This is a genomic window from Limnobaculum allomyrinae (genome assembly GCF_016649425.1).
GTDB lineage: Bacteria > Pseudomonadota > Gammaproteobacteria > Enterobacterales > Enterobacteriaceae > Limnobaculum > Limnobaculum allomyrinae.
Window position 1 is genome coordinate 603,685 of record NZ_JADRCR010000001.1, and the last position, 26,028, is coordinate 629,712.

25 protein-coding genes and 1 other annotated feature are annotated in these 26,028 nt (G+C 46.0%); of the genes, 20 read left to right on the top strand and 5 right to left on the bottom strand.

The features are described from left to right. Window positions 1-10: 10 nt before the first annotated feature. From artP to artM, 4 genes are read left to right on the top strand one after another with little or no spacing between them, the layout of a single operon-like run. Complete coding sequence (gene artP, locus I2494_RS02790; RefSeq protein ID WP_218465520.1) at window positions 11-739, top strand: arginine ABC transporter ATP-binding protein ArtP; 729 nt, start codon at window positions 11-13, stop codon at window positions 737-739. Between the two features lie 19 nt (window positions 740-758). Continuing rightward, the gene (gene artJ / locus I2494_RS02795) at window positions 759-1,490 is read left to right on the top strand and encodes an arginine ABC transporter substrate-binding protein (protein ID WP_218466003.1); all 732 of its coding nucleotides are present in this window, start codon (window positions 759-761) and stop codon (window positions 1,488-1,490) included. Between the two features lie 11 nt (window positions 1,491-1,501). Next, on the top strand, window positions 1,502-2,206 hold the full coding sequence (artQ, locus tag I2494_RS02800; protein WP_218465519.1) for an arginine ABC transporter permease ArtQ: 705 nt from the start codon (window positions 1,502-1,504) through the stop codon (window positions 2,204-2,206). Then, window positions 2,206-2,871, top strand: coding sequence for an arginine ABC transporter permease ArtM (gene artM, locus I2494_RS02805; RefSeq protein ID WP_218465518.1), 666 nt, complete (start codon window positions 2,206-2,208; stop codon window positions 2,869-2,871). Before artQ ends, artM begins: the two co-directional genes overlap by 1 nt. A gap of 95 nt (window positions 2,872-2,966) precedes the next feature. On the opposite strand, the gene I2494_RS02810 is transcribed toward artM, so the two are convergent. Further along, window positions 2,967-3,794 carry an SDR family oxidoreductase gene (locus I2494_RS02810; protein ID WP_218465517.1) on the bottom strand — a complete coding sequence of 276 codons (828 nt, stop codon included), beginning with the start codon at window positions 3,792-3,794 and terminating at the stop codon, window positions 2,967-2,969. A 276-nt stretch (window positions 3,795-4,070) separates the two neighbouring features. After that, window positions 4,071-4,196 (top strand) — a sequence feature (His leader region). Window positions 4,197-4,242: 46 nt separating this feature from the next. Between I2494_RS02810 and hisG the strand changes: the two genes are divergently transcribed. The 8 genes from hisG to hisIE are packed head-to-tail and all read left to right on the top strand — an operon-like array spanning window position 4,243 to window position 11,283. After that, complete coding sequence (gene hisG / locus I2494_RS02815; RefSeq protein WP_130591617.1) at window positions 4,243-5,142, top strand: ATP phosphoribosyltransferase; 900 nt, start codon at window positions 4,243-4,245, stop codon at window positions 5,140-5,142. A gap of 5 nt (window positions 5,143-5,147) precedes the next feature. Beyond that, entirely contained in the window at window positions 5,148-6,452 is a 1,305-nt protein-coding gene (hisD, locus tag I2494_RS02820; RefSeq protein WP_218465516.1) for a histidinol dehydrogenase, read from the top strand. Then, complete coding sequence (hisC, locus tag I2494_RS02825) at window positions 6,453-7,508, top strand: histidinol-phosphate transaminase (protein ID WP_218465515.1); 1,056 nt, start codon at window positions 6,453-6,455, stop codon at window positions 7,506-7,508. Between the two features lie 14 nt (window positions 7,509-7,522). Continuing rightward, window positions 7,523-8,590 carry a bifunctional histidinol-phosphatase/imidazoleglycerol-phosphate dehydratase HisB gene (gene hisB, locus I2494_RS02830; RefSeq protein ID WP_218465514.1) on the top strand — a complete coding sequence of 356 codons (1,068 nt, stop codon included), beginning with the start codon at window positions 7,523-7,525 and terminating at the stop codon, window positions 8,588-8,590. Next, window positions 8,590-9,177 (top strand): imidazole glycerol phosphate synthase subunit HisH, encoded by a 588-nt coding sequence (gene hisH / locus I2494_RS02835; RefSeq protein ID WP_218465513.1) that lies wholly within the window; start codon window positions 8,590-8,592, stop codon window positions 9,175-9,177. The genes hisB and hisH overlap by 1 nt, the downstream gene beginning before the upstream one ends. 5 nt (window positions 9,178-9,182) lie before the next feature. Beyond that, on the top strand, window positions 9,183-9,920 hold the full coding sequence (gene hisA, locus I2494_RS02840) for a 1-(5-phosphoribosyl)-5-[(5-phosphoribosylamino)methylideneamino]imidazole-4-carboxamide isomerase (RefSeq protein WP_218465512.1): 738 nt from the start codon (window positions 9,183-9,185) through the stop codon (window positions 9,918-9,920). Next, window positions 9,902-10,678, top strand: coding sequence for an imidazole glycerol phosphate synthase subunit HisF (hisF, locus tag I2494_RS02845; RefSeq protein ID WP_218465511.1), 777 nt, complete (start codon window positions 9,902-9,904; stop codon window positions 10,676-10,678). Before hisA ends, hisF begins: the two co-directional genes overlap by 19 nt. Further along, complete coding sequence (hisIE, locus tag I2494_RS02850) at window positions 10,672-11,283, top strand: bifunctional phosphoribosyl-AMP cyclohydrolase/phosphoribosyl-ATP diphosphatase HisIE (protein WP_218465510.1); 612 nt, start codon at window positions 10,672-10,674, stop codon at window positions 11,281-11,283. The genes hisF and hisIE overlap by 7 nt, the downstream gene beginning before the upstream one ends. A gap of 136 nt (window positions 11,284-11,419) precedes the next feature. On the opposite strand, the gene I2494_RS02855 is transcribed toward hisIE, so the two are convergent. Together I2494_RS02855 and I2494_RS02860 are read right to left on the bottom strand one after the other, a co-directional pair. Continuing rightward, window positions 11,420-12,133 carry a DUF1266 domain-containing protein gene (locus I2494_RS02855; RefSeq protein WP_228350819.1) on the bottom strand — a complete coding sequence of 238 codons (714 nt, stop codon included), beginning with the start codon at window positions 12,131-12,133 and terminating at the stop codon, window positions 11,420-11,422. Between the two features lie 785 nt (window positions 12,134-12,918). Beyond that, entirely contained in the window at window positions 12,919-13,443 is a 525-nt protein-coding gene (locus I2494_RS02860) for a GNAT family N-acetyltransferase (RefSeq protein WP_218465508.1), read from the bottom strand. Window positions 13,444-13,791: 348 nt separating this feature from the next. Here I2494_RS02860 and fucO point away from each other — a divergent pair, with 348 nt between their 5' ends. Further along, window positions 13,792-14,943, top strand: coding sequence for a lactaldehyde reductase (gene fucO / locus I2494_RS02865; protein ID WP_218465507.1), 1,152 nt, complete (start codon window positions 13,792-13,794; stop codon window positions 14,941-14,943). 49 nt (window positions 14,944-14,992) lie between these two features. Here fucO and I2494_RS02870 read toward each other — a convergent pair whose 3' ends face one another. After that, the gene (locus I2494_RS02870) at window positions 14,993-15,832 is read right to left on the bottom strand and encodes an ion transporter (protein ID WP_218465506.1); all 840 of its coding nucleotides are present in this window, start codon (window positions 15,830-15,832) and stop codon (window positions 14,993-14,995) included. A 250-nt stretch (window positions 15,833-16,082) separates the two neighbouring features. Here I2494_RS02870 and sbcB point away from each other — a divergent pair, with 250 nt between their 5' ends. Together sbcB and rarD are read left to right on the top strand one after the other, a co-directional pair. Next, on the top strand, window positions 16,083-17,513 hold the full coding sequence (gene sbcB / locus I2494_RS02875; protein ID WP_218465505.1) for an exodeoxyribonuclease I: 1,431 nt from the start codon (window positions 16,083-16,085) through the stop codon (window positions 17,511-17,513). A 134-nt stretch (window positions 17,514-17,647) separates the two neighbouring features. Then, window positions 17,648-18,577: an EamA family transporter RarD gene (rarD, locus tag I2494_RS02880; RefSeq protein WP_218465504.1), complete on the top strand. Its 930-nt coding sequence runs from the start codon at window positions 17,648-17,650 to the stop codon at window positions 18,575-18,577. A gap of 70 nt (window positions 18,578-18,647) precedes the next feature. Here rarD and I2494_RS02885 read toward each other — a convergent pair whose 3' ends face one another. Beyond that, complete coding sequence (locus I2494_RS02885) at window positions 18,648-19,574, bottom strand: carbamate kinase (RefSeq protein WP_218465503.1); 927 nt, start codon at window positions 19,572-19,574, stop codon at window positions 18,648-18,650. Between the two features lie 362 nt (window positions 19,575-19,936). Between I2494_RS02885 and I2494_RS02890 the strand changes: the two genes are divergently transcribed. Genes I2494_RS02890 through allS form a run of 5 tightly spaced genes read left to right on the top strand, consistent with a single transcriptional unit; the run spans window position 19,937 to window position 25,971 of the window. Continuing rightward, window positions 19,937-21,160 carry an MFS transporter gene (locus I2494_RS02890; RefSeq protein WP_218465502.1) on the top strand — a complete coding sequence of 408 codons (1,224 nt, stop codon included), beginning with the start codon at window positions 19,937-19,939 and terminating at the stop codon, window positions 21,158-21,160. Window positions 21,161-21,174: 14 nt separating this feature from the next. Next, the gene (fdrA, locus tag I2494_RS02895) at window positions 21,175-22,842 is read left to right on the top strand and encodes an acyl-CoA synthetase FdrA (RefSeq protein ID WP_218465501.1); all 1,668 of its coding nucleotides are present in this window, start codon (window positions 21,175-21,177) and stop codon (window positions 22,840-22,842) included. A gap of 31 nt (window positions 22,843-22,873) precedes the next feature. Further along, the gene (locus I2494_RS02900; RefSeq protein ID WP_218465500.1) at window positions 22,874-24,139 is read left to right on the top strand and encodes a YlbE family protein; all 1,266 of its coding nucleotides are present in this window, start codon (window positions 22,874-22,876) and stop codon (window positions 24,137-24,139) included. Window positions 24,140-24,197: 58 nt separating this feature from the next. After that, the gene (locus tag I2494_RS02905) at window positions 24,198-25,070 is read left to right on the top strand and encodes a DUF2877 domain-containing protein (protein WP_218465499.1); all 873 of its coding nucleotides are present in this window, start codon (window positions 24,198-24,200) and stop codon (window positions 25,068-25,070) included. After that, window positions 25,036-25,971, top strand: a complete 936-nt coding sequence (gene allS / locus I2494_RS02910; RefSeq protein WP_218465498.1) for an HTH-type transcriptional activator AllS — start codon at window positions 25,036-25,038, stop codon at window positions 25,969-25,971. The genes I2494_RS02905 and allS overlap by 35 nt, the downstream gene beginning before the upstream one ends. Window positions 25,972-26,028: the final 57 nt, after the last annotated feature.

The following is a 26,028-nucleotide window of genomic DNA, read 5'->3' on the forward strand; positions in this document are numbered from 1 at the left end:
GTATTGGCGCATGAGTATTCATTTAAAAGCGATAAACTGTTTCTACGGTAGCCATCAGGCACTGTTTGACATCACACTGGACTGCCCAAGCGGAGAAACCTTAGTGTTACTCGGCCCTAGTGGTGCAGGTAAAAGCTCACTTATCAGAGTATTAAATCTATTGGAAATGCCAGTTTCCGGGCAGCTTTCCATCGCCGGTAACCACTTTGATTTTAGTCAGCCACCGTCAGAAAATGCCATTCGTGAATTACGTCGTAATGTCGGTATGGTATTTCAACAATATAACCTGTGGCCCCATCTGACGGTAATGCAAAATCTGATTGAAGCCCCTTGTCGGGTTTTAGGCTTGTCTAAAGAAGCGGCTATCGATCGGGCAGAGAAATTGCTGGCGCGCCTGCGTTTACAGGAGTTCAGTACTCGCTTCCCATTACACCTTTCTGGTGGGCAGCAGCAGCGTGTGGCTATTGCCAGAGCGTTAATGATGGAACCTCAAATACTGTTATTTGATGAACCGACTGCAGCGCTGGATCCTGAAATTACCGCTCAGGTGGTAAACATCATTCGTGAACTGTCTGATACCGGCATTACCCAGGTTATCGTGACCCATGAAGTCGAGTTTGCCAAAAAGACTGCCAGTCGGGTGGTCTATATGGAGCAAGGCCATGTCGTGGAATACGGTACCGCCGATGCCTTTATTCACCCGCAAACCAAAGAGTTTGCCGGTTATCTCTCCCATTAAGCCTCTCTGGAGTCTGGATATGAAAAAATTACTGGTCGCCACTCTGCTTGCCAGCTTTAGCCTCTCTGCCGTCGCCGCAGAAAAAATTCGTTTTGCTACCGAAGCATCCTATCCTCCGTTTGAGTTTGTTGATGCAAAAAATCAAATTCAAGGATTTGATATCGATTTGGCTAATGCGCTGTGTAAAGAGCTTCAGGCTGAATGCACTTTTGCCAACCAGGGTTTTGACAGCCTGGTTCCCGGACTGAAATTCCGTCGCTTTGACGCGGCGATTGCCGCAATGGACGTTACGCCAGAGCGTCTGGAGCAGGTTGCCTTCACCAACACTTACTATGATAACTCCGCTCAGTTTATTGCGATTAAAGGCAAAGTGGCTGATTTAGCTGCACTGAAAGGACAAAAAGTCGGCATGCAAAATGGTACCACTCACCAGAAATATCTGCTGGAGAAGCATACCGAAATCACACCGGTTGCCTATGATAGCTACCAGAATGCCATTCTTGATCTGAAAAGTGGCCGTATTAACGCCGTGTTTGGTGATACGGCGGTTGTCGCTGAATGGTTGAAGAAAAATGATGATTTAACCAGTGTTGGTGACAGGGTCACAGATAATGCCTATTTTGGTACGGGTTTCGCTATTGCAGTAAACCAGAAAAATACCGACCTGCGCGACAAATTGAATGGCGCACTGGATAAAATCAAGAAAGATGGTACCTATCAGACTATCTATAACAAATGGTTCCAGAAGTAATCTGACAAATAATGAATGAAATTCTCCCATTAGCCAGCGCCGCCGGTATGACCGTCGGCCTGGCAGTATGCTCTCTGGTGTTGGGTCTGATATTGGCTATGTTTTTCGCCGTATGGGAGTCATCTCGCCTGAAGTTTCTTAGCTATATCGCTACCGGTGTTGTCATGATACTACGCGGTTTGCCAGAAATTCTGGTGGTGCTGTTTATCTATTTCGGCGCATCACAGCTGTTGATGACTCTGGCGGATGGTTTCACTCTGCTGGGCCTCACTATTCAATTAAATATTGAAAACTTTGATGTTAGCCCATTCCTGTGTGGCGTGATTGCCCTGTCATTGCTATATGCAGCTTATGGCTCACAAACTCTGCGCGGAGCATTGAAAGCCGTTCCTCGTGGACAATGGGAGTCAGGTCAGGCGCTGGGCATCAGCAAAAGTGCAATTTTCTTTCGTTTGATCATGCCACAAATGTGGCGTCATGCCCTGCCGGGTTTAGGAAACCAGTGGTTGGTTCTGTTAAAAGATACCGCTCTGGTTTCACTGATTAGTGTCAATGACCTGATGCTGCAAACCAAGAGTATTGCTATTCGTACTCAGGAACCGTTTACCTGGTTTATGATTGCCGCGCTGGTTTATTTAGCCATCACGCTAATCAGCCAACATATTCTCTCCCTGATTGAGCGACGTACTACGCGCTTTGAACGGGAGGCTTCATAATGTTTCAGTATCTACCGGATGTATTACAAGGGTTACATACCAGCCTGACGCTGACGATTGTTTCTCTGATTGTGGCACTGATTCTGGCTATCCTGTTTACCGTGGTTCTGACGTTAAAAACGCCGGTCATTAATTGGGTAGTGAAAGGTTATATCACGCTATTTACCGGTACCCCGTTACTGGTACAAATATTTCTGATTTACTACGGCCCGGGCCAGTTTGAAGGCATCAAGCAATTCCCGGTGTTATGGCAATTACTGTCCGAGCCTTGGTTGTGCGCTATGATTGCGCTGGCTTTAAACAGCGCGGCCTACTCCACATTGTTGTTCCACGGCGCAGTACGAGCCATTCCATCGGGTCAGTGGCAGTCTTGCTCTGCATTGGGTATGTCTAAAGCACAAACTCTGCGGATCTTATTACCTTATGCTTTTAAACGAGCGCTCTCTTCCTATTCCAACGAAGTTGTTCTGGTATTCAAGAGTACTTCTCTGGCCTATACCATTACGCTGATGGAAGTGATGGGTTATAGCCAACTGATGTATGGTCGAACCTATGATGTGATGGTGTATGGCGCAGCGGGTATTATCTATCTGTGTGTTAATGGTTTACTCACGCTGATGATGCGGTTAATTGAGAAAAAAGCACTGGCATTTGAGCATCGTTAATTAACGTCAAATAAATCATTATTAGTGATTATTCCGGCCGCACTCGATGTACTTATATAAGCATCAAGTGCGGCCGGAAGACTATCTTGGTTTAACTACAACAACGGCATCAGTGCCGGATCTTCAAAGCGGTATTCAAATCCTAATTCCCGACATATCTTTTGTCCGTTAATGATTCGCCCCAGCGATGTACGATCTGTTGGCGTAAACTGCGGTGGTGCTATGCCCAGTTTTTTTGCCATCTGCGGATAATAGTCCTGTTTGCGTGGATGCAGTGGCGCGCACAGGTTATAAACATGCCCACCCTGTGGCTGCTTCAGCAATAGTTGAATCGCTGCAATAGCATCTTCCTGATGAACCAGATTTACGCCACAGTTTCCCTCTGGTAGCTCTTGTTTACCGGACAGGAAGCGCCCAGGATGACGCTCGGGCCCTACCAACCCCGCCAGACGCAGAATATCCACCTGAAGATGAGGCATATCATGTAACCAGTTTTCTATGCTCACCAACGCGTTGCCTGAGACGCGTTCTGGTTTCAGAGGGGAGTCCTCGGTTATTTCGCCTTCTCCTGGCCCATATACTGATGTTGAACTGATAAAAATAATGCGGGAAATTTGCTTACTCAAAGCACTATCGACTAAAAGCTGTACTGACTGGCGGTAGATATCCGCCCTTTCAGGATCCCGGCTGGCCGGTAGCGTAATGATTAACACATCACAGTTCAGTAGTTGCTCCCAATCCTCTGCATCACATTCTGGCGAAGGTGTCATGACTAAAGGATACGCATCAATACCCGACATGCGGGCCGCTTCAACGCCATCCTGCGTGGTTTTACTGCCTGCGACAATATATCCCTGTCCTGCCAGTGAAAGTGCCAGCGGCATTCCAAGCCAGCCTAAACCAATTATGGAAACCTTCTTCATCTGCATTTTACCTGTAGATATATATGACTCTGATTATTGGAGTAACGTTATACAATATAAGCCAAAACTAACCGCCTTACCTGTTTAATTCGGTAACTGTCCGAAATTTAAAGTAGATCGTTCAGCTATGATTTTCTTACCTATTCTACATTCTGCATAATTATTTAAAAAAGTAGTTGCCATTCTGTTAAACAATGGGTAGGTTACTTAGCAGCGACATAAATAAATTATCTGATTCAAGGCGCAAAATATTATGAATAACGTTCTGTTTAACCACCATCATCACCATCACCCTGATTAGTCTTCAGGCCTTTGGTGCTGGAAGACGATCAACGGATCTTCCAGTGGCGAACAGAATGTTAGAGAGAGCCCTCGGAAGAATCCTTCCGAGGGCTTTTTTAATGCCCACGATTTAAGAAGAATAAATTAGAGAGATAAGAGGATTACCATGTTAGATAAAAGCCGTTTACGAATAGCTATGCAGAAATCAGGTCGTTTAAGTGATGAATCCCAGAAGCTGTTCGCCAGCTGTGGTATCAAAATAAACCTCCAGCAACAGCGCCTGATCGCTTTCGCAGAAAATATGCCCATTGATATTCTTCGCGTACGTGATGACGATATTCCCGGCCTGGTTATGGATGGCGTAGTAGATCTCGGCATTATCGGTGAAAACGTCCTGGAAGAAGAGCTGTTGAGCCGCCGTGCTCAGGGAGAAGATCCTCGTTACACTACCCTGCGTCGCCTTGATTTTGGCGGGTGCCGTCTCTCTATCGCTATGCCGCTGGATGCCGAATATACCGGCCCACAATGTTTACAAAACAGCCGTATCGCGACCTCTTATCCTCACTTGTTAAAACGCTATCTGGACGAACAAAAAGTTCGTTTTAAATCCTGTCTTTTAAATGGTTCAGTCGAAGTTGCCCCTCGGGCAGGTTTAGCGGATGCCATCTGTGATTTAGTCTCTACCGGAGCAACGCTGGAAGCCAACGGCCTGCGTGAAGTGGACGTTATCTATCGCTCTAAAGCCACGCTGATTCAACGCGATGGTGAAATTTCTGACGAAAAACAAGAGCTGATCAATAAACTGCTAACCCGTATGCAAGGAGTGATTCAGGCCAGAGAATCTAAATACATCATGTTGCATGCGCCGAACGATCGTCTGGAAGAGATTGTCGCCCTGCTTCCCGGAGCCGAACGCCCTACCATTCTGCCGCTGGCCGGTGATAAAAACCGCGTGGCAATGCACATGGTGAGTAGCGAAACGCTGTTCTGGGAAACCATGGAAAGCCTGAAAAAACTCGGTGCCAGCTCAATTCTGGTGTTACCAATCGAAAAAATGATGGAGTAACCACCATGCAACTGACCTTCTGGGAACAATGCAATAAACAGCAGCAGCAAGAACTGCTTTCACGTCCTGCGGTAAATGCATCTGACCGTATCAGTGCCGCGGTGAGCGAAATTATCGAACAGGTGAAAGCCGGTGGTGATCGTGCGCTAACCCTGCTTAACGCCAAGTTTGATAAAGTGCAAACTACCAGCCTGCGTATTACCGAGCAGGAAATCAATGCCGCCTCTGAACGTTTAGGCGATGAAATCAAACAGGCGATGGCTATAGCCGCACGCAATATCGAAACCTTTCATAAGGCTCAAATATTGCCACCGGTGGATATCGAAACCCAACCTGGCGTACGTTGCCAGCAGGTTACTCGCCCAATCAGATCTGTCGGCTTGTATATTCCTGGAGGTACCGCACCACTTCCATCAACGGTATTGATGTTAGGTATTCCTTCTCGTCTGGCGGGCTGTAAAGAAGTCGTTTTATGTTCTCCACCGCCAATTGCCGATGAAATTCTGTATGCCGCAAAACTGTGTGGTATTAAAAACGTTTTTCAACTGGGGGGCGCACAGGCCATTGCTGCCATGGCATTTGGTAGTGAAACCGTACCTAAAGTAGATAAAATCTTCGGGCCTGGTAACGCCTATGTGACCGAAGCCAAACGTCAGGTAAGTCAGGCCATTGGCGGTGCTGCGATTGATATGCCCGCCGGCCCCTCAGAGGTTCTGGTCATTGCTGATAGCGGTTCTACTCCTGCTTTTATCGCCTCAGATCTGCTATCTCAGGCAGAGCACGGCCCCGATTCTCAGGTTATTTTACTGACTCCGGACAGAGACATCGCTCAGGCCGTTTCTGAGCAGCTTGAAAAACAATTAGTGACATTGTCACGGCAAGATATTGCCCGTCAGGCATTGGCAGAAAGTCGTTTAATTGTAACAAGGGATCTGGATCAGTGTGTTGATATCAGTAATCAGTATGGGCCGGAGCACTTAATCATTCAGACACGCGATCCTGAAGCACTGGTGGAGCAAATTACCAGCGCTGGTTCAGTGTTCCTTGGCGACTGGTCACCGGAATCCGCCGGTGATTACGCATCCGGAACCAATCACGTATTGCCGACCTACGGTTATACCTCCACCAGCTCAAGCTTAGGTTTAGCGGATTTTCAAAAGCGTATGACCGTTCAACAGCTAACCCAACAGGGTTTTATGGCGTTGGCCCCGACGATTGAAACCCTGGCACAGGCTGAGCAATTGACCGCCCACAAACAGGCTGTCTCTTTGCGCGTCGCCAAACTAAAACAACTGAATCCGGAGGCGTAAATGAGTATTGAACAATTAGCCCGCGATAATGTAAGAAAGTTAACGCCTTATCAGTCAGCTCGCCGTATTGGCGGTAATGGTGACGTTTGGCTGAATGCCAACGAATATCCGGAAGCCACCAGCTATCAGCTTACAGAGCAAAATTTAAACCGCTATCCGGAATGCCAACCGGTTCAGGTAATTCAACGCTACTCCACTTACGCGGGCGTAAAACCAGAACAGGTTATCGTTAGCCGTGGCGCTGATGAAGGTATTGAATTACTGATGCGAGCTTTCTGCGAACCGGGTAAAGACGCCGTGCTCTACTGCCCGCCAACTTATGGTATGTATAGCGTAAGTGCAGAAACCCTCGGTGTTGAACGCCGGACTGTCGCCAGTAAAGCTGACTGGCAGTTAGATTTACCCGCCATTGCCTCTGCACTGGAAGGCGTAAAACTGGTTTACGTTTGCAGTCCAAATAATCCAACCGGAAACCTGATCAATCCGGACGACATTCGTGAACTGCTGGCAATGACTGCCGGGCGCGCACTGGTAGTGGTTGATGAAGCCTATATAGAGTTTTGTCCTGAAGCCAGCGTAGTCAGTTGGCTCAGCAAGTACCCTAATCTGGTGGTGTTGCGTACGCTGTCCAAAGCTTTTGCACTGGCCGGTTTACGCTGTGGTTTTACCCTCGCCAGCGAAGAGATTATCAATCTGCTGTTGAAAGTGATCGCCCCTTATCCACTATCAACACCGGTGGCAGACATTGCCGCACAGGCACTGAGTGAAACGGGTATATCCACCATGCGTAAACGGGTAGCGGAACTCAATGCCCGTCGCGATCAATTGAAGCTCACGTTAGCTCAATGCGCCTGTGTAACCCAGGTTTATCCCAGCGAAACTAACTATCTGTTATTTAACCTGACAGATTCAGAAAAAGCCTTTAAGACGCTTTGGGATAAAGGAATTATACTCAGAGACCAAAACAAACAGCCGGGACTGAAAGGATGCCTGCGCATCTCTATCGGCACCCAGCGTGAATGCGATGCCGTCACTGACGCTTTGAAAAACTTTTAAGGAAAACAGCCGCCATGAGCCAAAAATATCTGTTTATTGACCGCGACGGTACCATCATCGCCGAACCCCCTGAAGACTTTCAGGTAGATCGGTTAGATAAGCTGGCGTTAGAGCCACAGGTCATTCCCGCCCTACTGAAATTACAGGATGCCGGTTATCAATTGGTGATGATCACCAATCAGGACGGACTGGGAACCAGCAGTTTTCCGCAGGAAGATTTCGATCCACCGCACAACCTGATGATGCAGATCCTCTCCTCTCAAGGAATTTGCTTTAAAGAAACCCTGATCTGTCCGCACATGCCCGCAGACAAATGTGACTGCCGCAAGCCTAAAACCAAAATGGTGGCGGCCTATATGCATAAAGCAGTGATGGACTATGAGAACTCCTGGGTAATTGGCGATCGGGAAACTGACATTCAGTTGGCGAAAAACATGGGTATTCAGGGTATTCGCTACCAGCGCGATACACTGGGCTGGAATCAAATCGTTGAACAGTTAACTCAGTCAGACCGCCACGCTCATGTTATTCGCACCACCAAAGAAACCTCCATTGATGTGGAAGTCTGGCTGGATCGCGAGGGCGACAGCAAAATTCACACCGGTATTGGTTTCTTTGACCATATGCTGGATCAGATAGCCACTCATGGCGGTTTTCGTATGAATATCAATGTGAAAGGCGATCTATTTATTGACGATCACCACACCATTGAAGATACCGGTTTGGCACTGGGCGAAGCGCTTAAAAAGGCATTGGGTGATAAACGCGGTATTGGCCGTTTTGGTTTTACGCTACCAATGGATGAGTGTCTGGCCCGCTGTGCGCTGGATATTTCCGGTCGTCCTTTCCTTGAGTACAAAGCCGAATTTACCCATCAGCGCGTTGGCGATATGAGCACAGAGATGGTAGAACACTTCTTCCACTCGCTTTCTTACTCAATGGCGGTCACCTTACATCTGAAAACCAAAGGTAAGAATGACCACCATAGAGTGGAGAGCCTGTTTAAAGTCTTTGGCCGTACCCTGCGTCAGGCAATCCGCGTAGAGGGTAATACCCTGCCGAGCTCAAAAGGGGTGCTGTAATGGAAGTGGTGATTTTAGATACCGGCTGTGCCAATCTGGCTTCGGTGGCTTATGCGGTAAAGCGCCTGGGCTATAACCCGGTAGTGAGCCGGGATCCTGACATTGTCCTGCGCTCCGACAAGCTATTTCTCCCCGGTGTGGGTTCCGCCTCTGCCGCTATGAAAATACTGAACGAACGTGAGTTAATCCCTTTAATCAAAGCCTGTACTCAACCGGTTTTAGGCATTTGCCTCGGTATGCAGCTACTGGCTAAAAGCAGTGAAGAAGGCTCAACAGATACGCTGGGCATTATTGATGCTCCGATCAAGCAGATGAAAGCGGACAACCTGCCCCTCCCTCATATGGGCTGGAATAATGTCAATCCACTGGCGGGTCATCATCTGTTTCGCGGCATCGAGGACGGTGCTTATTTCTATTTCGTACATGGATACGCTATGCCCGTATGTTCAGCCACTATCGCGCACTCCACCTACGGCGAGCCCTTCACCGCCGCAGTACAGCAAGACAATTTCTTCGGCGTACAGTTTCATCCAGAACGTTCTGGTCAGGCCGGCGCACAACTGCTGAAAAACTTTCTGGAGATGTAACTGAGATGATTATTCCCGCATTAGACCTGATTGACGGCAGCGTAGTGCGTCTGCATCAGGGAGATTATGGACAACAGCGCGACTATGGCAACGACCCACTGCCGCGCCTGCAACAATATCAGCAACAAGGTGCTCAGGTACTGCATCTGGTTGATTTAACCGGTGCTAAAGATCCAAAAGCTCGCCAGTTACCTTTATTACGTAAACTGTTAGCCGGTGTTTCGGTTCCGGTTCAGATTGGTGGCGGTATTCGTACAGAACAAGACGTCAGTGATTTAATCGATGCCGGTGCCAGCCGGGTCGTTATTGGTTCAACCGCCGTACGCCAGCCCGAAATGGTAGAACAATGGTTTAAACGTTTTGGTGCCGATGCATTGGTACTGGCGCTGGATGTACGCATTGATGATAACGGTAATAAAAACGTGGCCATTAGCGGCTGGCAGGAAAACTCCAGCCAAACACTGGAACAGATAGTAGAACGCTATCTTCCCTATGGCTTAAAGCACGTGCTCTGCACCGATATTTCCCGCGACGGTACTCTGGCCGGTTCCAACGTCGATTTATATTGTGAAATTAGCCAGCGTTATCCGGACGTTGCATTTCAGGCATCCGGCGGCATTGGCAGTCTGAATGATATTGCTGCCCTGCGCACCAGCGGAGTAAAAGGCGTGATCGTTGGTCGCGCCCTGCTGGACGGTAAATTTAACGTAGAGGAGGCCATTTCATGCTGGCAAAACGGATAATACCCTGTCTGGACGTTCGTGATGGTCAGGTGGTTAAAGGCGTACAGTTTCGTAATCATGAAATCATTGGTGATATTGTTCCACTGGCCAAACGCTATGCTGAAGAAGGCGCGGATGAACTGGTATTCTATGATATTACCGCCTCTTCCGATGGCCGCGTGGTGGATAAAAGCTGGGTCTCAAAAGTAGCAGAAGTGATTGATATCCCCTTCTGTGTTGCCGGTGGGATTAAAAGCATTGAAGATGCCGGTCAGATCCTCTCGTTTGGCGCGGATAAAATCTCCATTAACTCCCCGGCATTAGCTAATCCATCACTGATCTCTCAGTTAGCCGACCGTTTTGGTGTGCAGTGCATCGTGGTGGGCATTGATACCTGGTATAACGCTGAACAGGAAAGCTATCAGGTTTATCAATTTACCGGTGACGAAGCCCGCACCAAAGCCACCGCCTGGAACACACTGGATTGGGTACAGGAAGTACAAAAGCGCGGAGCCGGTGAAATTGTGCTAAATATGATGAATCAGGATGGTGTCCGTAACGGCTATGATTTGAAACAGCTGAAGCTGGTACGCCAGGTCTGTAAAGTTCCGCTTATTGCCTCTGGCGGTGCCGGAACAATGGCGCATTTTCTCGATGCATTTAACGTCGCTAACGTTGACGGCGCACTGGCTGCATCGGTGTTTCATAAACAAATTATCAATATCGGTGAACTAAAACGCTATCTTGCCGATAATCAAGTGGAGATCAGAACATGTTAACGCAACAGCAGCATAGCCAGCTGGATTGGGAAAAAGTCGACGGTATGATGCCAGCGATTGTCCAGCATGCGGTTTCCGGTGAAGTTCTGATGCTAGGCTATATGAATCTGGAAGCCTTACACGCCACTGAACAAAGCGGTAAAGTCACCTTTTTCTCCCGAACAAAACAGCGTTTATGGACCAAAGGCGAAAGCTCCGGCAACTTCCTGAATGTTGTCAGCATGACGCCGGACTGTGATAACGATAGCCTGCTGATTCTGGCGAGTCCGGTTGGCCCAACCTGCCATAACGGTACCCGCAGTTGCTTTGCCCCGGCGGAAACCGAATGGACATTTCTCTATCAGTTAGAACAGTTGTTGGCCTCACGTAAGCAGGCGGACCCGTCTACCTCTTACACCGCCAAACTGTATGCCAGCGGAACCAAACGCATTGCTCAGAAAGTAGGAGAAGAAGGCGTAGAAACCGCACTGGCGGCAACAGTGAATGACCGTGAAGAGCTAACTAATGAAGCATCCGATCTGGTTTATCACTTACTGGTTCTGCTACAGGATCAAGATTTGAATTTAAGTTCAGTGATTAACCGGCTGCGGGAAAGGCATAAGTAATAGGTAGTTTGGTTGACGAGGGTACAGAAAAGATAACTCGGCGTCTTCTTCCTTAGTCATTCACCAAATAACTCAAATAAAAAAACACCGTCACTCTTTAGCATAAGAGGACGGTGTTTTTTACTACCTGTTTAGCTTACTTAGTCCATAAGCCTTTATTCTGATCCCAGATGCTGTTTGGCGTTTCCAGCAGCCCCTGAGCGACATCAATCCACTGATCAAAACCCGTCTCTTTGTAACAAACTACGCGTCCGGTCATAAATGACACCAGATACTCTTGCCAGTTAGCATAACGAGCCGTTGCCAGGCTACGCGCCTGAGCCAGATATTGGTAACATTCATCTTCGGTAATGTACCCGGCAAAATAGCATTTTCTGGCGGTACCCGCTAAACGTTCGATATCCCATGCATCAATATTTTGCAGGCCCATAATTTGCTGATAGCTCAAACTTAAACGTTCATACATCTTACCGAACGCTTCAACTTTTATATTCTGATTAATTTGCTCTAAAGCCTGTACCCATTTATTAAGTTCCGCCGGATCCTTTTGTTGTTCAGGAGATAGCTTCTCGAAATGAGTAAAAAACGTTTTAGCGCTGGCTGAATAAATTGATGATGGGGAGAAACCATTATTAGACGGCAGAGAAGCTAATTGATTTAACGTTTCTTTTGCTGAATCAGTATCTTTTATATCCCAGTATTGGTCCAAATCATACTTTTTAACGTCATCAACCTTAGCGTTAATATGTAATGTTCTGGTTGGCCCGGCAAATAATCCACCATTGATAAATAAAACACCAAAGGCTAAGTTTTTCTCTTCCCCTGCTCTGGCCGGATATTGTTGTTCCATTTTAATAAACTCTTCAGTGTCCGGATTTGTTCCAGTCCCTTTCCTTTTAGCTTTGGCTTCAGGAGAGTTTATATTTTTCATTATGTAATTTTTATACGCGAAAGAGCCACCGAATAAAATAGCAACAACAAAAATGATCAATACATATGACATTAGTTAATTCCCTTTATATTTAGATAGATAGAAAATTCCAGATAATCTTGATAATTACTCAACAACATATCTAAAAAATCCACAACAACTGAATTCTACTTTTAGTAAATTTGCCTTTCAATATAACCGTTAATTTTAGATGTAAGATTTAGTTAAATTCATTATAAAACAATAAATAGCAATAAAATCCAGAATCAATCACCTTAAAAAAAGAGCGCGTAAAATAAATATTACTTATTAATTTATATGGATATTTAAAAAAAGATATCATTCAGATAACAAAAAACTCATCAACACTTTAAACCAGACTAATTCACAAGAGAAATCAACAAAAATAATTAAATGATAAAAATAAATGTTGATAAGTCTTTTTAAACGATTAGCTGGCTGGTTATCAAATTGAAAAGTAATTTTTTAATCTTCATAGATAAAAAAATCATCAATATGGTTAAAATTATCTCTTTAAAAATAACTTCAAGACTCTTGATTAAATGAAAATAACTCATATTGACTTAATCAGATTAGACCTTATCAGTTATAGATATCATTTTCTTTTACGAGCCGTATTTATTCTTAATTCTCATAAAAGACCGCTATCCTAAAAGCCAGCACCTGGCTGGCTTTTTTATTTATTACTTCGCCATCACTACCGATTTCAAATCCTGATTAAATCGCTGATATTCCGCTTCAGTAATCCTTCGTCCGCTGCTTAAAACTTTCAGCTGATGCCCATGAAACTTACCCTGATAAGGCGGGTGAACATGAGAGAAATCATTTTCCACAAACCCCAATGCGCGATAAAAACGCAAGCGTTTTTGCGAGATATCATCCACCACCGGGTCAATTTCCAGAATCACCGTTTTATTTGTTGAAGCAATCAACTCCCCCAGTAAACGGGTTCCATAACCCTGTCCGCGAACCTTATCGCTAATGGCATAGTGTTCGATATACAGATAGTCAGCGAACACCCAATAGGCCACAAAACCAACAAACTGCGAATTCTCTTCGTAGCAGTGAAGAAAATAGTTTTTTGCCGTTAACCCTTTCGCCTGATGTTCAAAGGTACGCTGCTCAAATTCGGGGAAAGAGATACGATAAAGGCGTTCAAAGGTTGGAAAAAGTGCGTCATTAGTACTGTGTAATCGGGTAACTTTCATGATGTGAGAAAATAAATATCCTGATAGTTGAAATTAGAAGATCGATAAAACATACCGAATAGTCACCTTATTGCCAACCCTTCCATTAGGCTAGAGTCAGATATTTTGTTTTGAGGCCTGACATCAATGTTTATTCTTTTTTTCTGGAAATAATAACCAAAAATAACTGTTCCCCCCCTTTCCTAACCTATATCAATTTTCTGACAGGAAAGTTAATTACTCTAAGTTCATAGACATGGAGTTCGGTTCAGCCGGCTGGAAAACAGCATGAACTGCCAATTTAGATAACTTCAAGAATTGATTCATTTTTAATCGCTTTTAAATATAACAATCTTATGGAGCTATAACATGGCAAATAGAATGATCCTCAATGAAACCTCCTATTTCGGTGCCGGAGCCATTTCCCACATTGTGGATGAAGTGAAAAAACGCGGATTTAAAAAAGCGCTGCTGGTCACCGATAAAGACCTGATTAAGTTCGGTGTGGCAACCAAAGTCAGCAAACTGCTGGATGAAGTCAAACTGCCTTACGAGATCTTCGATGAAGTTATCCCTAATCCAACGATTGCCGTAGTGCAAAAAGGGGTAGCGAAATTTAAGCAGTCCGGAGCCGATTACCTGATTGCCGTTGGTGGTGGCTCTCCACAAGATACCTGTAAAGCAATTGGCATTATTATCAATAACCCTGAATATGCTGATGTAAGAAGCCTGGAAGGCGTGGCGCCAACTAAAAACGCCTGTGTTCCCATGATTGCCATTCCTACCACCGCCGGTACCGCCGCTGAAGTTACCATTAACTATGTCATTACCGACGAAGAGAAACGCCGTAAGTTTGTCTGCGTTGACCCGCATGATATTCCGGTTATTGCTATTATTGACTCCGAAATGATGGCCAGCATGCCTGCCTCACTAAAAGCCGCAACCGGTATTGACGCCCTGACCCACGCCATCGAAGGCTATACCACTAAAGGCGCCTGGGAATTGACGGATATGATGCATCTGAAGGCTATTGAGATTATTGCCCGTTCTCTGCGCGCATCGGTAAAAGGCGATCCTGTTGGCGTTGAAGATATGGCGTTAGGTCAATACATTGCCGGTATGGGATTCTCTAACGTTGGTTTAGGTCTGGTTCACGGCATGGCGCATCCATTGGGCGCTTTTTACGACACGCCTCATGGTGTGGCTAACGCTATCCTGTTGCCACATATCATGGCTTACAACGCCGATTTTACCGGTGATAAGTTCCGCGCTATTGCGATTGCTATGGGTGTTAATGGCGCGGCAGATATGCCGCTGGCAGAAGTCCGCGAAGCCGCTATTGATGCAGTGAAGCAACTGAGCAAAGATGTTGGTATTCCAGCCAGATTGCGTGATGTTGGTATGAAAGAAAATGATATCGATGCGCTGGCTCAGGCCGCCTTTGACGATGTATGTACCGGTGGCAACCCTCGGGATACTAACGTAGAAGAGATTAAAGCGCTGTACCGTTCTATTTATTAATTTACTATATTAACAGCCCTTTAGTTCATCTAAAGGGCTGTTCTTCACCTCAGCCGTTACTACTCAGTTTGCCACCACAGTGTTTACAGTATCGGGCATCACGTTCATGCTCTACGTGTTGACATATCGGACAACGAAAAGAAATTTTATGCTCCCTTTCTGCCATCACATATGCCGAAAGAATACTGGTGGGTATCGCCAGTGACAAATAGCCCAATATAATCAACATTGAAGCAATAATACGACCAGGCATAGTATGGGGGGTAATATCCCCATATCCAACGGTAGCCAGTGTCACTACCGCCCAATAGATTGAAGATCCCAGATTAGTGAATCCATTTTGCGGACCTTCTATTACAAACATAATACCGCCGCTCATCATTGCTACAATCACAATGCAAAATAAGAACAGGATTAATTTGCTTCTGGCTTTTAAAATACAACGATGAAAAAACGCCACATCATCCATGACACCCAATAGTTTAAACAGGCGCAAAATACAGAGAATACGCCCCAACCTCATAAAATTCTCATAATGCGCAACCAGCTCAGGAAATAATAAAATCAAATAAAGACTGAGCGTGGTAATTAAATCAATCAATCCCATGACTGAAGTTGGATACTTGATAAACTTAGGTGTGACCCAAAGTCGCATCAAATATTCAAAAGAAAACAACAAAACAAAGATGATATCCATCTGATGATAAAACGCCGGATGATTATAATTAAATCCTAATCCTCCCATCCGCATAAATTCAGTCAGTACGATAAGTAATGCTATTCCGCCCCAAAACAGAGACACAGCTTTTCCCATTGGAGTTTTGATACTAAAACACAGCAGATAAATCCGGCGTTTAACCTGATCATAAGAATGCATAGTTTCAGACATAAAAATATACCAACCATAGTGATGAAATTAGAACAGATAATGCAGCTAGTTATACCACTTAATTAATCACTGTAATTATATCAATAATAATTATTATTCATTGGGGAGATGGTTATATCCTCAATAAGCCCGGACGTTCCCACAACATTAAACCGCCATGGATAAATTCTACCGATTGATTCGGCTTTTAATGTTATCCTTACCAACCAGAAATCAGATAACCGGCAGACAACTAAAGACTATTCGTAAGATGAAAAACCCAGCAGACCAGCCAACTTTTTACGTTCATGACTATGAAACTTTCGGTATTAGTCCATCCTACGATCGCCCCGCTCAGTTTGCCGGTGTCCGTACCGATAGTGATTTCAATATTATTGCTGAACCATTAGTTATTTACTGTAAACCCGCCAATGACTATCTTCCCGATCCTGATGCCGTGATGATTACCGGTATTACTCCTCAGGAAGCAATCAGTAAAGGGATGGTTGAAGCGGAGTTTGCCCGTCAAATTCACGATAGTTTTAGTGCCCCAAATACCTGCATTCTGGGTTACAACAATATTCGCTTTGATGATGAAGTGAGCCGGAATATTTTTTACCGTAACTTCTACGATCCTTATGCTTATAGCTGGCAAAATGGCAATTCCCGCTGGGATCTACTGGATGTGATGCGTGCCTGTTATGCCCTGCGCCCCGAGGGGATTCAATGGCCATTGAATGATGATGGCTTACCCAGTTTTAAGCTGGAGCACCTCACCAAAGCCAACGGTGTGGAACATACCCACGCTCACGATGCAATGTCCGATGTTTACGCCACTATTGCTATGGCAAAGCTGGTGAAGCAAGCCCAGCCGAAACTGTTTGATTATCTGTATCAGTTAAGAAATAAGCGCAAAGTCGCTAATCTGATCGATATTGCTGAAATGACCCCGTTGGTTCACGTATCCGGTATGTTTGGAGCTCTGCGGGGAAATACCAGTTGGATCGCACCACTGGCCTGGCACCCGGATAATAATAACGCGGTAATTGTTTGTGACTTAGCCGGAGATATGACGCCGCTGCTGGAGCTGGATGCCGATACGTTACGTGAACGTCTCTATACTCGCCGTGATGAACTTGGTGAGGGTGAATCACCGGTTCCATTAAAACTGGTGCATACCAATAAGTGCCCGGTGCTGGCCCCGGCTAAAACATTGCTGCCGGAAAATGCGGATCGTTTAGGTATCGATCGTCAACGCTGTCTGGCCAATCTTCAATTACTGCGCCAGAGCCCCGACCTGCGCGAAAAAGTTATTGCTATCTTCAGTGAAGCAACGCCGTTTACACCGCCCACTGATGTTGATGGTCGATTATATGATGGCTTCTTCAGCGATGCCGATCGCGCAGCCATTGGCATCATTCAGAAAACCAAACCGGAAAACCTGCCGGCATTAACGCTGGCCTTTAGCGATAACAGGCTGGAAACTCTGTTGTTCCGCTACCGTGCCCGTAACTATCCAAAAACGCTGGATGATGCAGAACAACGCCGCTGGCTGGCACATCGTCAGGAGATGTTAAGTCCAGAACGTCTGGAAAAATACGTCGCTAAAATTGAGCAACTGGCACAGCTACACAGCGATAATGCAGACAAAGTTTCTCAGCTTAAGGCTCTGTTCCGCTACGCAGAACAGTTAGTTGGCTAGTCTCTTCTACTATTTAGCGCCATATAGCAGAACTCTCTGATATATGGCGTTTTAATTGATTTAGTCTGCTATCTCTCTGTTTTATCGCGGTGTATCATGGTCTCATCACTCGTTTAAAGCAGGACATCGGCACTATGATGGTCAGATCAGGAGCCGCGCTGGCAATCTTCTCTTTTATATTGTGGGGTATCACTCCACTATTTTATCGCCTGTTGCCCGGTGCCGAACCCATTGAAATGTTGGCTCAACGGGTTTTATGGTCTCTCCCCCTGCTATTGTTAGTTCGTCCTTTGATAAAACAGCGCACTCGCTGGCAAGAAGTTTGGCAGGATAAACGTTCGCTGCTGTTTTGCCTGCTGGGTACCAGCGTTATGGCTATCTCCTGGTGCACTTTTACTTACGCGATGACTCACGATCAGGTTTTAGCCGCCAGCCTTGGCTACTTTATTAATCCACTATTCTCTATTTTGTTGGGCATGATTTTTTTGCATGAGCGTCTAAGCCTTAGCCAGAAACTGGCGGTGCTGTTTGCTTTTGCCGGTGTCAGTTATCAGCTCTGGCAATACGGTCAATTACCGGTGTTAGCATTAATTATGGGCAGCGCTTTTGCGCTGTACGGGCTGATTCGTAAATTTATTCGTTTTGACATTATCACCGCCCTTACCGTTGAAACGCTGTGGCTGTTTCCCGTAGCCATTGGTTTAACCATTTGGTTATCCACCAGCGGCGAAAGTGCATTAACCGATGCCGATACCACAACTCGCATTTACTATGCTCTGACGGCTCCTGTCACCCTGCTGCCTCTGCTATTTTTCGCAGCCGCTATTAAACGCACTACCTTAACTGTAATTGGATTATCCCAATATATTGAACCCACCATTCAGTTCTTACTGGCGATCTTCTTATTTAATGAAGCGTTCGATAAAGTGAAGGGCGTTAGCTTCACCCTGATTTGGATTGGATTGCTGTTTTGTATGTCAGGATTGCTAAAAGGATGGATTCTGCAGAGACGACGCGGAGATCTCTTGGTTTCGGATAATCAATCAAAACCAAAAGTGATTTAACATAGTTCAGAATTTTCCTGCCGCATTATTCATCGCTTTTATATAAGAATAATGCGGCAGAATCTATTCACTAATTCACTATCGCTTCCTGTGTGCTGACCACCTTGGTTCCTTTATTTCCTTTTAAAATGTCAGCGGCATCTTTTAACGCACCAATAAAGGCTGTTTTTCCCGTCTGTTCAACAAACTCAATCACCGCCTGTGCTTTAGGTCCCATAGAACCATCAGGTGCTGCAAATGGTCGTAATGTCTCTACCGTTACATTACGTAAAGCGCGCGCCTGTGGCGTCCCCCAGTCCTGATATACCGCATCAGCATCGGTGAGTATCATCAGGTACTCGGCCTTTAACTCTTTTGCCAGTAACGACGCGGCCAAATCTTTATCAATTACCGCTTCAACGCCAACAAAGCCCCTCTCGCCATGAGCAACCGGTACGCCACCTCCACCGCCACAAATCACCAGATTGCCCTGAGATAACAAATGACGAATCGCATCTATTTCCAGTACTCGCAGTGGTCGGGGAGAAGCCACGACCCGACGTAAATATTCCCCGTCACGCTTCATCTTATAGCCATAATTCGCCACCAGCGCCTGTTCTTGCGAGGGCGGGTAAACCGGACCAATAAATTTACTGGGATCATTGAAAGCAATATCCGCAGGATCGACCTCAATACGCGTCAGCAAACTGCTGATAGTTGGCATGTTGCTCATCTGCCCCAATGTTTGGGTGATCATATAACCCAGCATACCCTGAGTTTCCGCTACCAAAATATCTAATGGATAAGGTGGAGCCAGATCGCAGGCCTGATTTTGTAGCGCTAATAAGCCCACCTGTGGGCCGTTGCCATGCACAATAACTATCCGGTATTTGGGTGCCAGTGCAGCAACAACGCTGGCAACCTGTTCAATATTTTTATATTGATTCTGAGCAGATAATACTTCACCTCGTTGTAATAATGCATTACCGCCTAATGCAATCACTAATGTCTTTTTCATTTAAATCCTCATCACCAGAAATAACTCCAGACAGAGAAAATATATTTAATATAAAAACAAAATGTGATCTTGATAGAAATTAATTAATAACCTAAAAACTCTTTTATAATTAAATGCAACATCATTCGATTTATTTAAATTTATTTAATAAATCACTTTTAAAAATTTTTTAATAATGGAAACATCAATAAATAAAATTACCTCACAATAAAATAAATGTGACGCACTTCACCTGAAAGTATCATTAATTCATATAGTTTCCCTGACAGAACCTGTTCTACACAGTGTCATAAATTTATTAATCGAAAAAATAAATATGACTATTGAATAGGTTAAATAATATTAAAACATGGAGTATATATATGTCAGACTCAGTCAATGATGTGGCAACGCCACAAAAAACCGGAATACCTGCATGGTGGGTAACTATTTTTCTATTCTGGTTAGGTTGGATATTTATGTATGCTGACCGAACAATATTAAATCCTGTCATGGGTGAATTAGAAAAAGAGTTTAGTTTAACCGGAACTCAACTCGGTATTCTGAATTCAGTATTCTATTTCTCTTATGCTCTATTACAAGTTCCTGCCGGGGTTCTGGGGGATAAAATCGGTAAGAAAAAGGTTCTGGTACCCGGCTTCTTACTGTTTGGCGTATTTACCGCCGTTACCGGCTGGGCCAAAAGCTGGACAACATTATTATTTGCTCGCGTGGTAACCGGTGCCGGTGAAGGAACCTATTACGGGCCTCAATATGGTCTCTCCTCTGAACAGATCCCGAAAAAGTACCGTTCCCTTGGCAGTGCCATTATTAACAGCGGTATGGCATTTGGTATTGCACTGGGTCTGATGTCATCCAGTTGGCTGGTTTACGATCAGGGTTACAGCTGGCGTATGCCATTTTACGTGATGGCTATCCCCAGCATTTTAACTGGTTTAGCTATCTGGTTCTTTATCAAAGAAAAAAAGAAAGCTCAAACCAGCGCTGATGGTGTACCGGTTAAAAAAGGTAAACTCGGCGATCTGTTGAAAAACCGTAATTTATTGCGCGTCTACCTGATGGTGTTTTGCAGCCTGTTTGGGTTCTTCGTTATCCTGACCTGGCTCCCCTATTATCTGCAAAGTGAGCGAGGTATTCCGGGTAATGAAACTGGCTTTATCTCTTCATTAGTCGCCTGGATCTCCATTCCGGGAGCCTTATTGTTCTCCTCTATTTCCGATCGTTTAGGTAAACGTAAACCCCTAATTCTGATCCTGGTTCCCCTCGCCACTCTGAGCCTGTTATCCATTGTCTGGATGCCAAGTATGACCGGTGTTGTTATTGCACTGTGCATTTATGGCTTAGTTGGCAAGCTGGCTCTCGATCCTGTGCTGGTAGCACTGGTTGCCGATAGCGTTGATGAAAACAACTACAGTACTGCCTTCGGTCTGTTCAACTTTATCGGAATGAGCTCGTCCATTCTGGCCCCAATCATCACCGGTGCCGCCCGCGATATCACCGGTAGTCTGGCCTCTGGCTTCTATCTCTCTGCCATCCTGTTAGTCATTGGTTTGGTTGGCATGTTGTTCTTAAAAGAAAAGAAATAATCTGAGGTAACACAATGATTTACGCTTTCGTAAAAAAAGGGAGTTTTCAGGATTCAGTTAGTCTGATGCTCATTTCCCGCAAGTTAAGCGCCTCACCGGGAGTGGATGAAGTCTCTGTGATGATGGGTACTCCGGCTAATAAAGCACTGTTAGAAGCTACGGGCTTCTGGCATTCGGATTTCACGACTGCAACCCCAAACGACATTTGCGCGGCGATTCGGACTCATGAACAGATGCCGGAAATTATCGATATCATCCGCACGTCTCTGGAAAATGAGTTAAACACCATAGCTCAAGGCCAGAGTGGTGGACAGCATCTGCAAAAAGCACGTCGTTGGGAAAGCTCACAGCAAAAACTGCCTGACGCTAACCTGCTGCTTATTTCCATTGCCGGTGAATATGCCGCAGAGCTGGCACAACAAGGATTGGATGACGGTAAAAATGTCATGTTGTTCTCCGATAACGTATCCCTTGAGCAAGAGATTGCTCTGAAACAGAGTGCACGCGCCAAAGGGCTGTTAGTGATGGGGCCTGACTGTGGTACTGCCATGGTGGCTGGCGCTCCTCTGGCCTTTGCCAACGTTCTGCCCAAAGGCAGTATTGGTGTAATAGGCGCATCAGGCACCGGTATTCAGGAACTCACCTCACAAATTGCGCTGCTACGTCAGGGTGTAACCCATGCATTAGGTTTGGGTGGGCGCGATCTGAGTGCTGAAGTGGGTGGTATCAGCGCACTGAGCGCGCTTGAAATGCTGGCAGCAGATAGCCAGAGCAAAGTACTGGCTTTTGTTTCCAAACCGCCTGCAGAAAGCGTTCGCCTGAAAGTTTTGGCGGCAATGAAATCCATTGCTAAACCGGTGGTGGCTCTGTTCTTGGGGGCGAAACCAGAAAAGCGTCATGATGGTAATGTGTGGTTGGCCAGTTCACTGGCAGAAGCGGCACAGCTGGCAGTAATGCTGGCAAATGTGGAAGAGATTGCAACTAATCAACCTGATGTAACAGAAAGAAAAATACTTGGTCTGTACGCCGGAGGAACCCTGGCAGCTGAAGCAGCAATGCTGCTGGCAGATCAAATTGGAGCAGAAACGGATAAGCATCACCACCAAGGCATTATGCTAAATGCCCAAGGTCATAAACTGATCGACCTGGGAGATGATGTTTATACCGTTGGTCGGCCACATCCGATGATAGACCCTACCACTCGCTCATTAGAGATCCAAAAGCTGGCAAACCAACCTGAGACAGGAGTGCTACTGTTAGATGTGGTGCTGGGATATGGAGCCTGTGACGATCCGGCGTTGGCTGTTGTCGAAGCGGTCAACCAGATTCGAACAGCTCGGGGAAATAAACATCCGTTAGTGGTGATCGCTACCGTGACCGGTACTCAGCAAGACCCACAGCCGCGTGCAGAACAAATTGATGCTCTCATCAATGGCGATATCGTGGTGATGAATACCCTGCAAGAAGCCGTATTACTGGCACACCATCTGACCACCCGCCACCCTTCTCATCAACCAATCACCGAGCCACCGCTACTGCAAGGTGTAAAAGTCATTAATGCAGGTTTGCGCAGTTTTGCTCAGGATTTACAAACCGCCGGCTGCCCGGTTGTTCACTATCAATGGGCTCCTGCTGCCGGTGGCAATCAACATCTGGCCGCTTTGCTGAAAAAATTAAATTAATAACATTGAATTAATAAGAAGGTACCGAATCATGTATGCATCTATTTCTGAGGCCAATGCCGCTATCATTGAACGTATCAAAGAAGCCCGCCCATACTGGGTTGGGGTACGTACCGCACGGGATGTTATTCCTGAACTGGCTCAGGGAAAAGTACTGTTACACGCAGGCCCCCCCATTCAATGGCAAGATATGACCGGACCTATGCGCGGAGCTTGTATTGGTGCCAGCCTGTTTGAAGGCTGGGCTGAGAATGAACAACAGGCTTTAAGTCTGTTGGAAAAGGGTGAAATTAACTTTATTCCCTGCCATCACGTCAATGCGGTAGGCCCAATGGGAGGTATTACCTCCGCCAATATGCCGGTGGTTGAAATTAAAAACAGAATTCACGGCAACTCCGCTTACTGCAACCTGAACGAAGGAATCGGTAAGGTGATGCGTTTTGGTGCCTACGGTGATGATGTGCAGCGGCGCTTACGCTGGATGCGCGACACGCTTGCGCCAGTGTTACAGCAGGCCTTGAGTGATATGGAAGATGGTATTGACCTTACCGCTCTGATGGCTCAGGCCATTACCATGGGAGATGAGTTTCATCAGAGAAATATCGCCGCATCGGCCTTACTGATGCGAATTCTTGCCCCTTCTATTGCCCTTCAGGATGGCGATAAAGCACGGTTAGGAGAAGTATTGCAGTTCCTTAGCGTCACCGACCAATTTTTCCTCAATCTGGCGATGGCTTACTGTAAAGCTGTGATGGACGCCGCTGCTGATATCAAGGCTGGTTCTATCGTTACGGCCATGACACGTAATGGCCGCGACTTTGGGATTCGGGTGAGCGGGTTAGGCGATCGCTGGTTTACTGCTCCGGTCAATACACCTCAGGGACTGTTTTTTACCGGTTTCAGTCAACATGATGCTAACCCGGATATCGGCGATAGTGCCATTACTGAAACCTTTGGCGTTGGCGGTGCCGCGATGATTGCCGCACCTGGCGTTACGCGTTTCGTGGGTGCTGGCGGAATGGAAGCAGCTCAGGAAACGTCTGAAGAGATGAGCGAAATCTACTTACAACATAATCCATTACTGCAAATTCCATCATGGAACTTTCAGGGGGCTTGTGTAGGTCTGGATATTCGCAGAGTAGTGGAAACCGGAATTACGCCACTGATCAACACCGGTATTGCTCATAAAGAGGCTGGTGTCGGTCAGGTAGGAGCCGGTACGGTACGAGCACCGCTCCCCTGCTTTGAGCTCGCGCTGGAGGCATTAGCCGAGTCTATGAATATTCAAGCTGAGTAATTGCAACAACATCATATTCACCGGGTGCCTTTGGGCACCCACTACAGGAGAAATAGATATGCCTCGTTTCACGCTGGCGGTCAGTGCCTTTTCTCCATTACAGCCCGATAGTTTAATCTGTCATAGCCGTTTCAGTCAGGCGATCAATTTACAAAACACCAGGGGTGAACTCTTAACGCTACACCGCTATGGTCAGGGCATCAGCCCAATGGGGTGGCTATTACGCACTGCTGACTTTGACCAATTACATCAACAGTTGAAAGTCGGCGATCTGTTCACCATGCGTCAGCAAGGGCTCTACACGTCAGATAACCTGCTAATTTCCCCTCAACGCTCTATGGCACTACACCTCCCGATTCTATCATCGTCGGTATACTCAGCCCTATCAACTTTATTACTAAACACTTCACATCCTACAGGCTTGTCAGGCCATTTAGGTCAGGCTATTTCTACTGCCTCGCCTCTGATTTTCCATTTCCATCAGCAACTAACGAACTGGTTTGCAGGACAACAACCCCAATGGCAATCAATTATTGGTCTGGGCCCGGGGCTCACCCCTAGCGGAGACGATATGCTGGTTGGTGCAATGGCCATTCTGCATTCTATTCCGACCTTACGTGCCCGTTTACAACAGGCACCATTAATAAATAGCTCAGTAAAAGCGTTATGTTTATTAACTACTGAAGTCAGCGCTTGTTATTTGCATCATGCTACACTCGGACATTACTCGTCATCCCTAACACATTTACTACACTGTCTGGCTCGTTCATCCCCCATGACCCAACTGGCTGTAGATAGAGTATTACAGCATGGTCATACTTCTGGCGCTGACACGCTGTTGGGCATGCACGTTGCACTTTGTTGGCTTAAGTTAAACCTCCAGAAGGATCTTCCCTATGCTCGATCAGGAAACACTACGAACGTTTATTAAAGTGGCTGAAAGCAAAAGCTTTTCCAAAGCGGCAGAGAATCTGCATAAAACCCCGGCGGCAATCAGCTATCGCATCAAAATGCTGGAGGAAAGCCTGGGCACTCAGCTATTTTTGCGAACCACTCGTACGGTTTCTCTGACTCCGGCAGGCAATCATCTTCTGGAACGCTGTCATCAATGGTTAAGTTGGATAGATGGCATGCCGGATGAGCTTAATCAGATTAACGACGGCGTAGAGCGTCAGGTTAATCTGGTGGTGAATAACCTGCTTTATAACGCCAGTGCCGCAGCAAAACTACTTAGTTGGCTGCATCAGCGTTTTCCTTTTACTCAATTCCGACTTTCACGTCAGGTTTATATGGGAGTCTGGGACGCCATGTTGCATGATGATTTTCAGCTCGCCATTGGCGTTACCGGTTCTGAATCACTCTCCAATACTATTCGCCTGTTACCTTTTGGTGATGTTAGCTGGGTATTTGTTCTCTCCCCCAATCATCCACTGGCAACTAAAAGCGGTGTTCTCACAGATAATATGCTGCGCGCCTATCCCGCTATCAATATCGAAGATACCTCTCTCAAACTCACTAAACGGGTGGCCTGGCTACTTTCCGGTCAAAAAGAGATTAAAGTTCCTGATTTACACACTAAACTGGAGTGTCATCTGCTGGGAGTGGGGGTTGGTTTTCTGCCTAAGAACCTGTGTCAGCGCTTTATTGATAATGGTCAGCTGATTACTAAAGAAGTGGAGAATAAGCGTCAACCTTCCCCGCTCTCTCTGGCCTGGAGCCATCATGAACGCATGGGCAAAGCGGTGCGGGAAATTGTATCGTTATTTAAACATAATGATGAAAAGATTAGCGGCTTTCTGACCAATATCGATCGGCGTCCGAATCTGGAATAATAATATCGCTAAACAGTAACTAAAAAGGGCGCCATATATCGACGCCCTTTCAGGTAA

Coding starts and splice junctions, on each gene's coding strand:
- hisD (WP_218465516.1), top strand. CDS start 5,148: ATGCAACTGACCTTCTGGGAACAATGCAATAAACAGCAGCAGCAAGAA.
- I2494_RS02810 (WP_218465517.1), bottom strand. CDS start 3,794: ATGAAGAAGGTTTCCATAATTGGTTTAGGCTGGCTTGGAATGCCGCTG.
- I2494_RS02855 (WP_228350819.1), bottom strand. CDS start 12,133: ATGGAACAACAATATCCGGCCAGAGCAGGGGAAGAGAAAAACTTAGCC.
- I2494_RS02860 (WP_218465508.1), bottom strand. CDS start 13,443: ATGAAAGTTACCCGATTACACAGTACTAATGACGCACTTTTTCCAACC.
- hisG (WP_130591617.1), top strand. CDS start 4,243: ATGTTAGATAAAAGCCGTTTACGAATAGCTATGCAGAAATCAGGTCGT.
- rarD (WP_218465504.1), top strand. CDS start 17,648: ATGATGGTCAGATCAGGAGCCGCGCTGGCAATCTTCTCTTTTATATTG.
- I2494_RS02885 (WP_218465503.1), bottom strand. CDS start 19,574: ATGAAAAAGACATTAGTGATTGCATTAGGCGGTAATGCATTATTACAA.
- I2494_RS02905 (WP_218465499.1), top strand. CDS start 24,198: ATGCCTCGTTTCACGCTGGCGGTCAGTGCCTTTTCTCCATTACAGCCC.
- hisIE (WP_218465510.1), top strand. CDS start 10,672: ATGTTAACGCAACAGCAGCATAGCCAGCTGGATTGGGAAAAAGTCGAC.
- sbcB (WP_218465505.1), top strand. CDS start 16,083: ATGAAAAACCCAGCAGACCAGCCAACTTTTTACGTTCATGACTATGAA.
- I2494_RS02900 (WP_218465500.1), top strand. CDS start 22,874: ATGTATGCATCTATTTCTGAGGCCAATGCCGCTATCATTGAACGTATC.
- fdrA (WP_218465501.1), top strand. CDS start 21,175: ATGATTTACGCTTTCGTAAAAAAAGGGAGTTTTCAGGATTCAGTTAGT.
- allS (WP_218465498.1), top strand. CDS start 25,036: ATGCTCGATCAGGAAACACTACGAACGTTTATTAAAGTGGCTGAAAGC.
- hisH (WP_218465513.1), top strand. CDS start 8,590: ATGGAAGTGGTGATTTTAGATACCGGCTGTGCCAATCTGGCTTCGGTG.
- artM (WP_218465518.1), top strand. CDS start 2,206: ATGTTTCAGTATCTACCGGATGTATTACAAGGGTTACATACCAGCCTG.
- hisF (WP_218465511.1), top strand. CDS start 9,902: ATGCTGGCAAAACGGATAATACCCTGTCTGGACGTTCGTGATGGTCAG.
- I2494_RS02870 (WP_218465506.1), bottom strand. CDS start 15,832: ATGTCTGAAACTATGCATTCTTATGATCAGGTTAAACGCCGGATTTAT.
- hisC (WP_218465515.1), top strand. CDS start 6,453: ATGAGTATTGAACAATTAGCCCGCGATAATGTAAGAAAGTTAACGCCT.
- I2494_RS02890 (WP_218465502.1), top strand. CDS start 19,937: ATGTCAGACTCAGTCAATGATGTGGCAACGCCACAAAAAACCGGAATA.
- artP (WP_218465520.1), top strand. CDS start 11: ATGAGTATTCATTTAAAAGCGATAAACTGTTTCTACGGTAGCCATCAG.
- artJ (WP_218466003.1), top strand. CDS start 759: ATGAAAAAATTACTGGTCGCCACTCTGCTTGCCAGCTTTAGCCTCTCT.
- fucO (WP_218465507.1), top strand. CDS start 13,792: ATGGCAAATAGAATGATCCTCAATGAAACCTCCTATTTCGGTGCCGGA.
- hisA (WP_218465512.1), top strand. CDS start 9,183: ATGATTATTCCCGCATTAGACCTGATTGACGGCAGCGTAGTGCGTCTG.
- artQ (WP_218465519.1), top strand. CDS start 1,502: ATGAATGAAATTCTCCCATTAGCCAGCGCCGCCGGTATGACCGTCGGC.
- hisB (WP_218465514.1), top strand. CDS start 7,523: ATGAGCCAAAAATATCTGTTTATTGACCGCGACGGTACCATCATCGCC.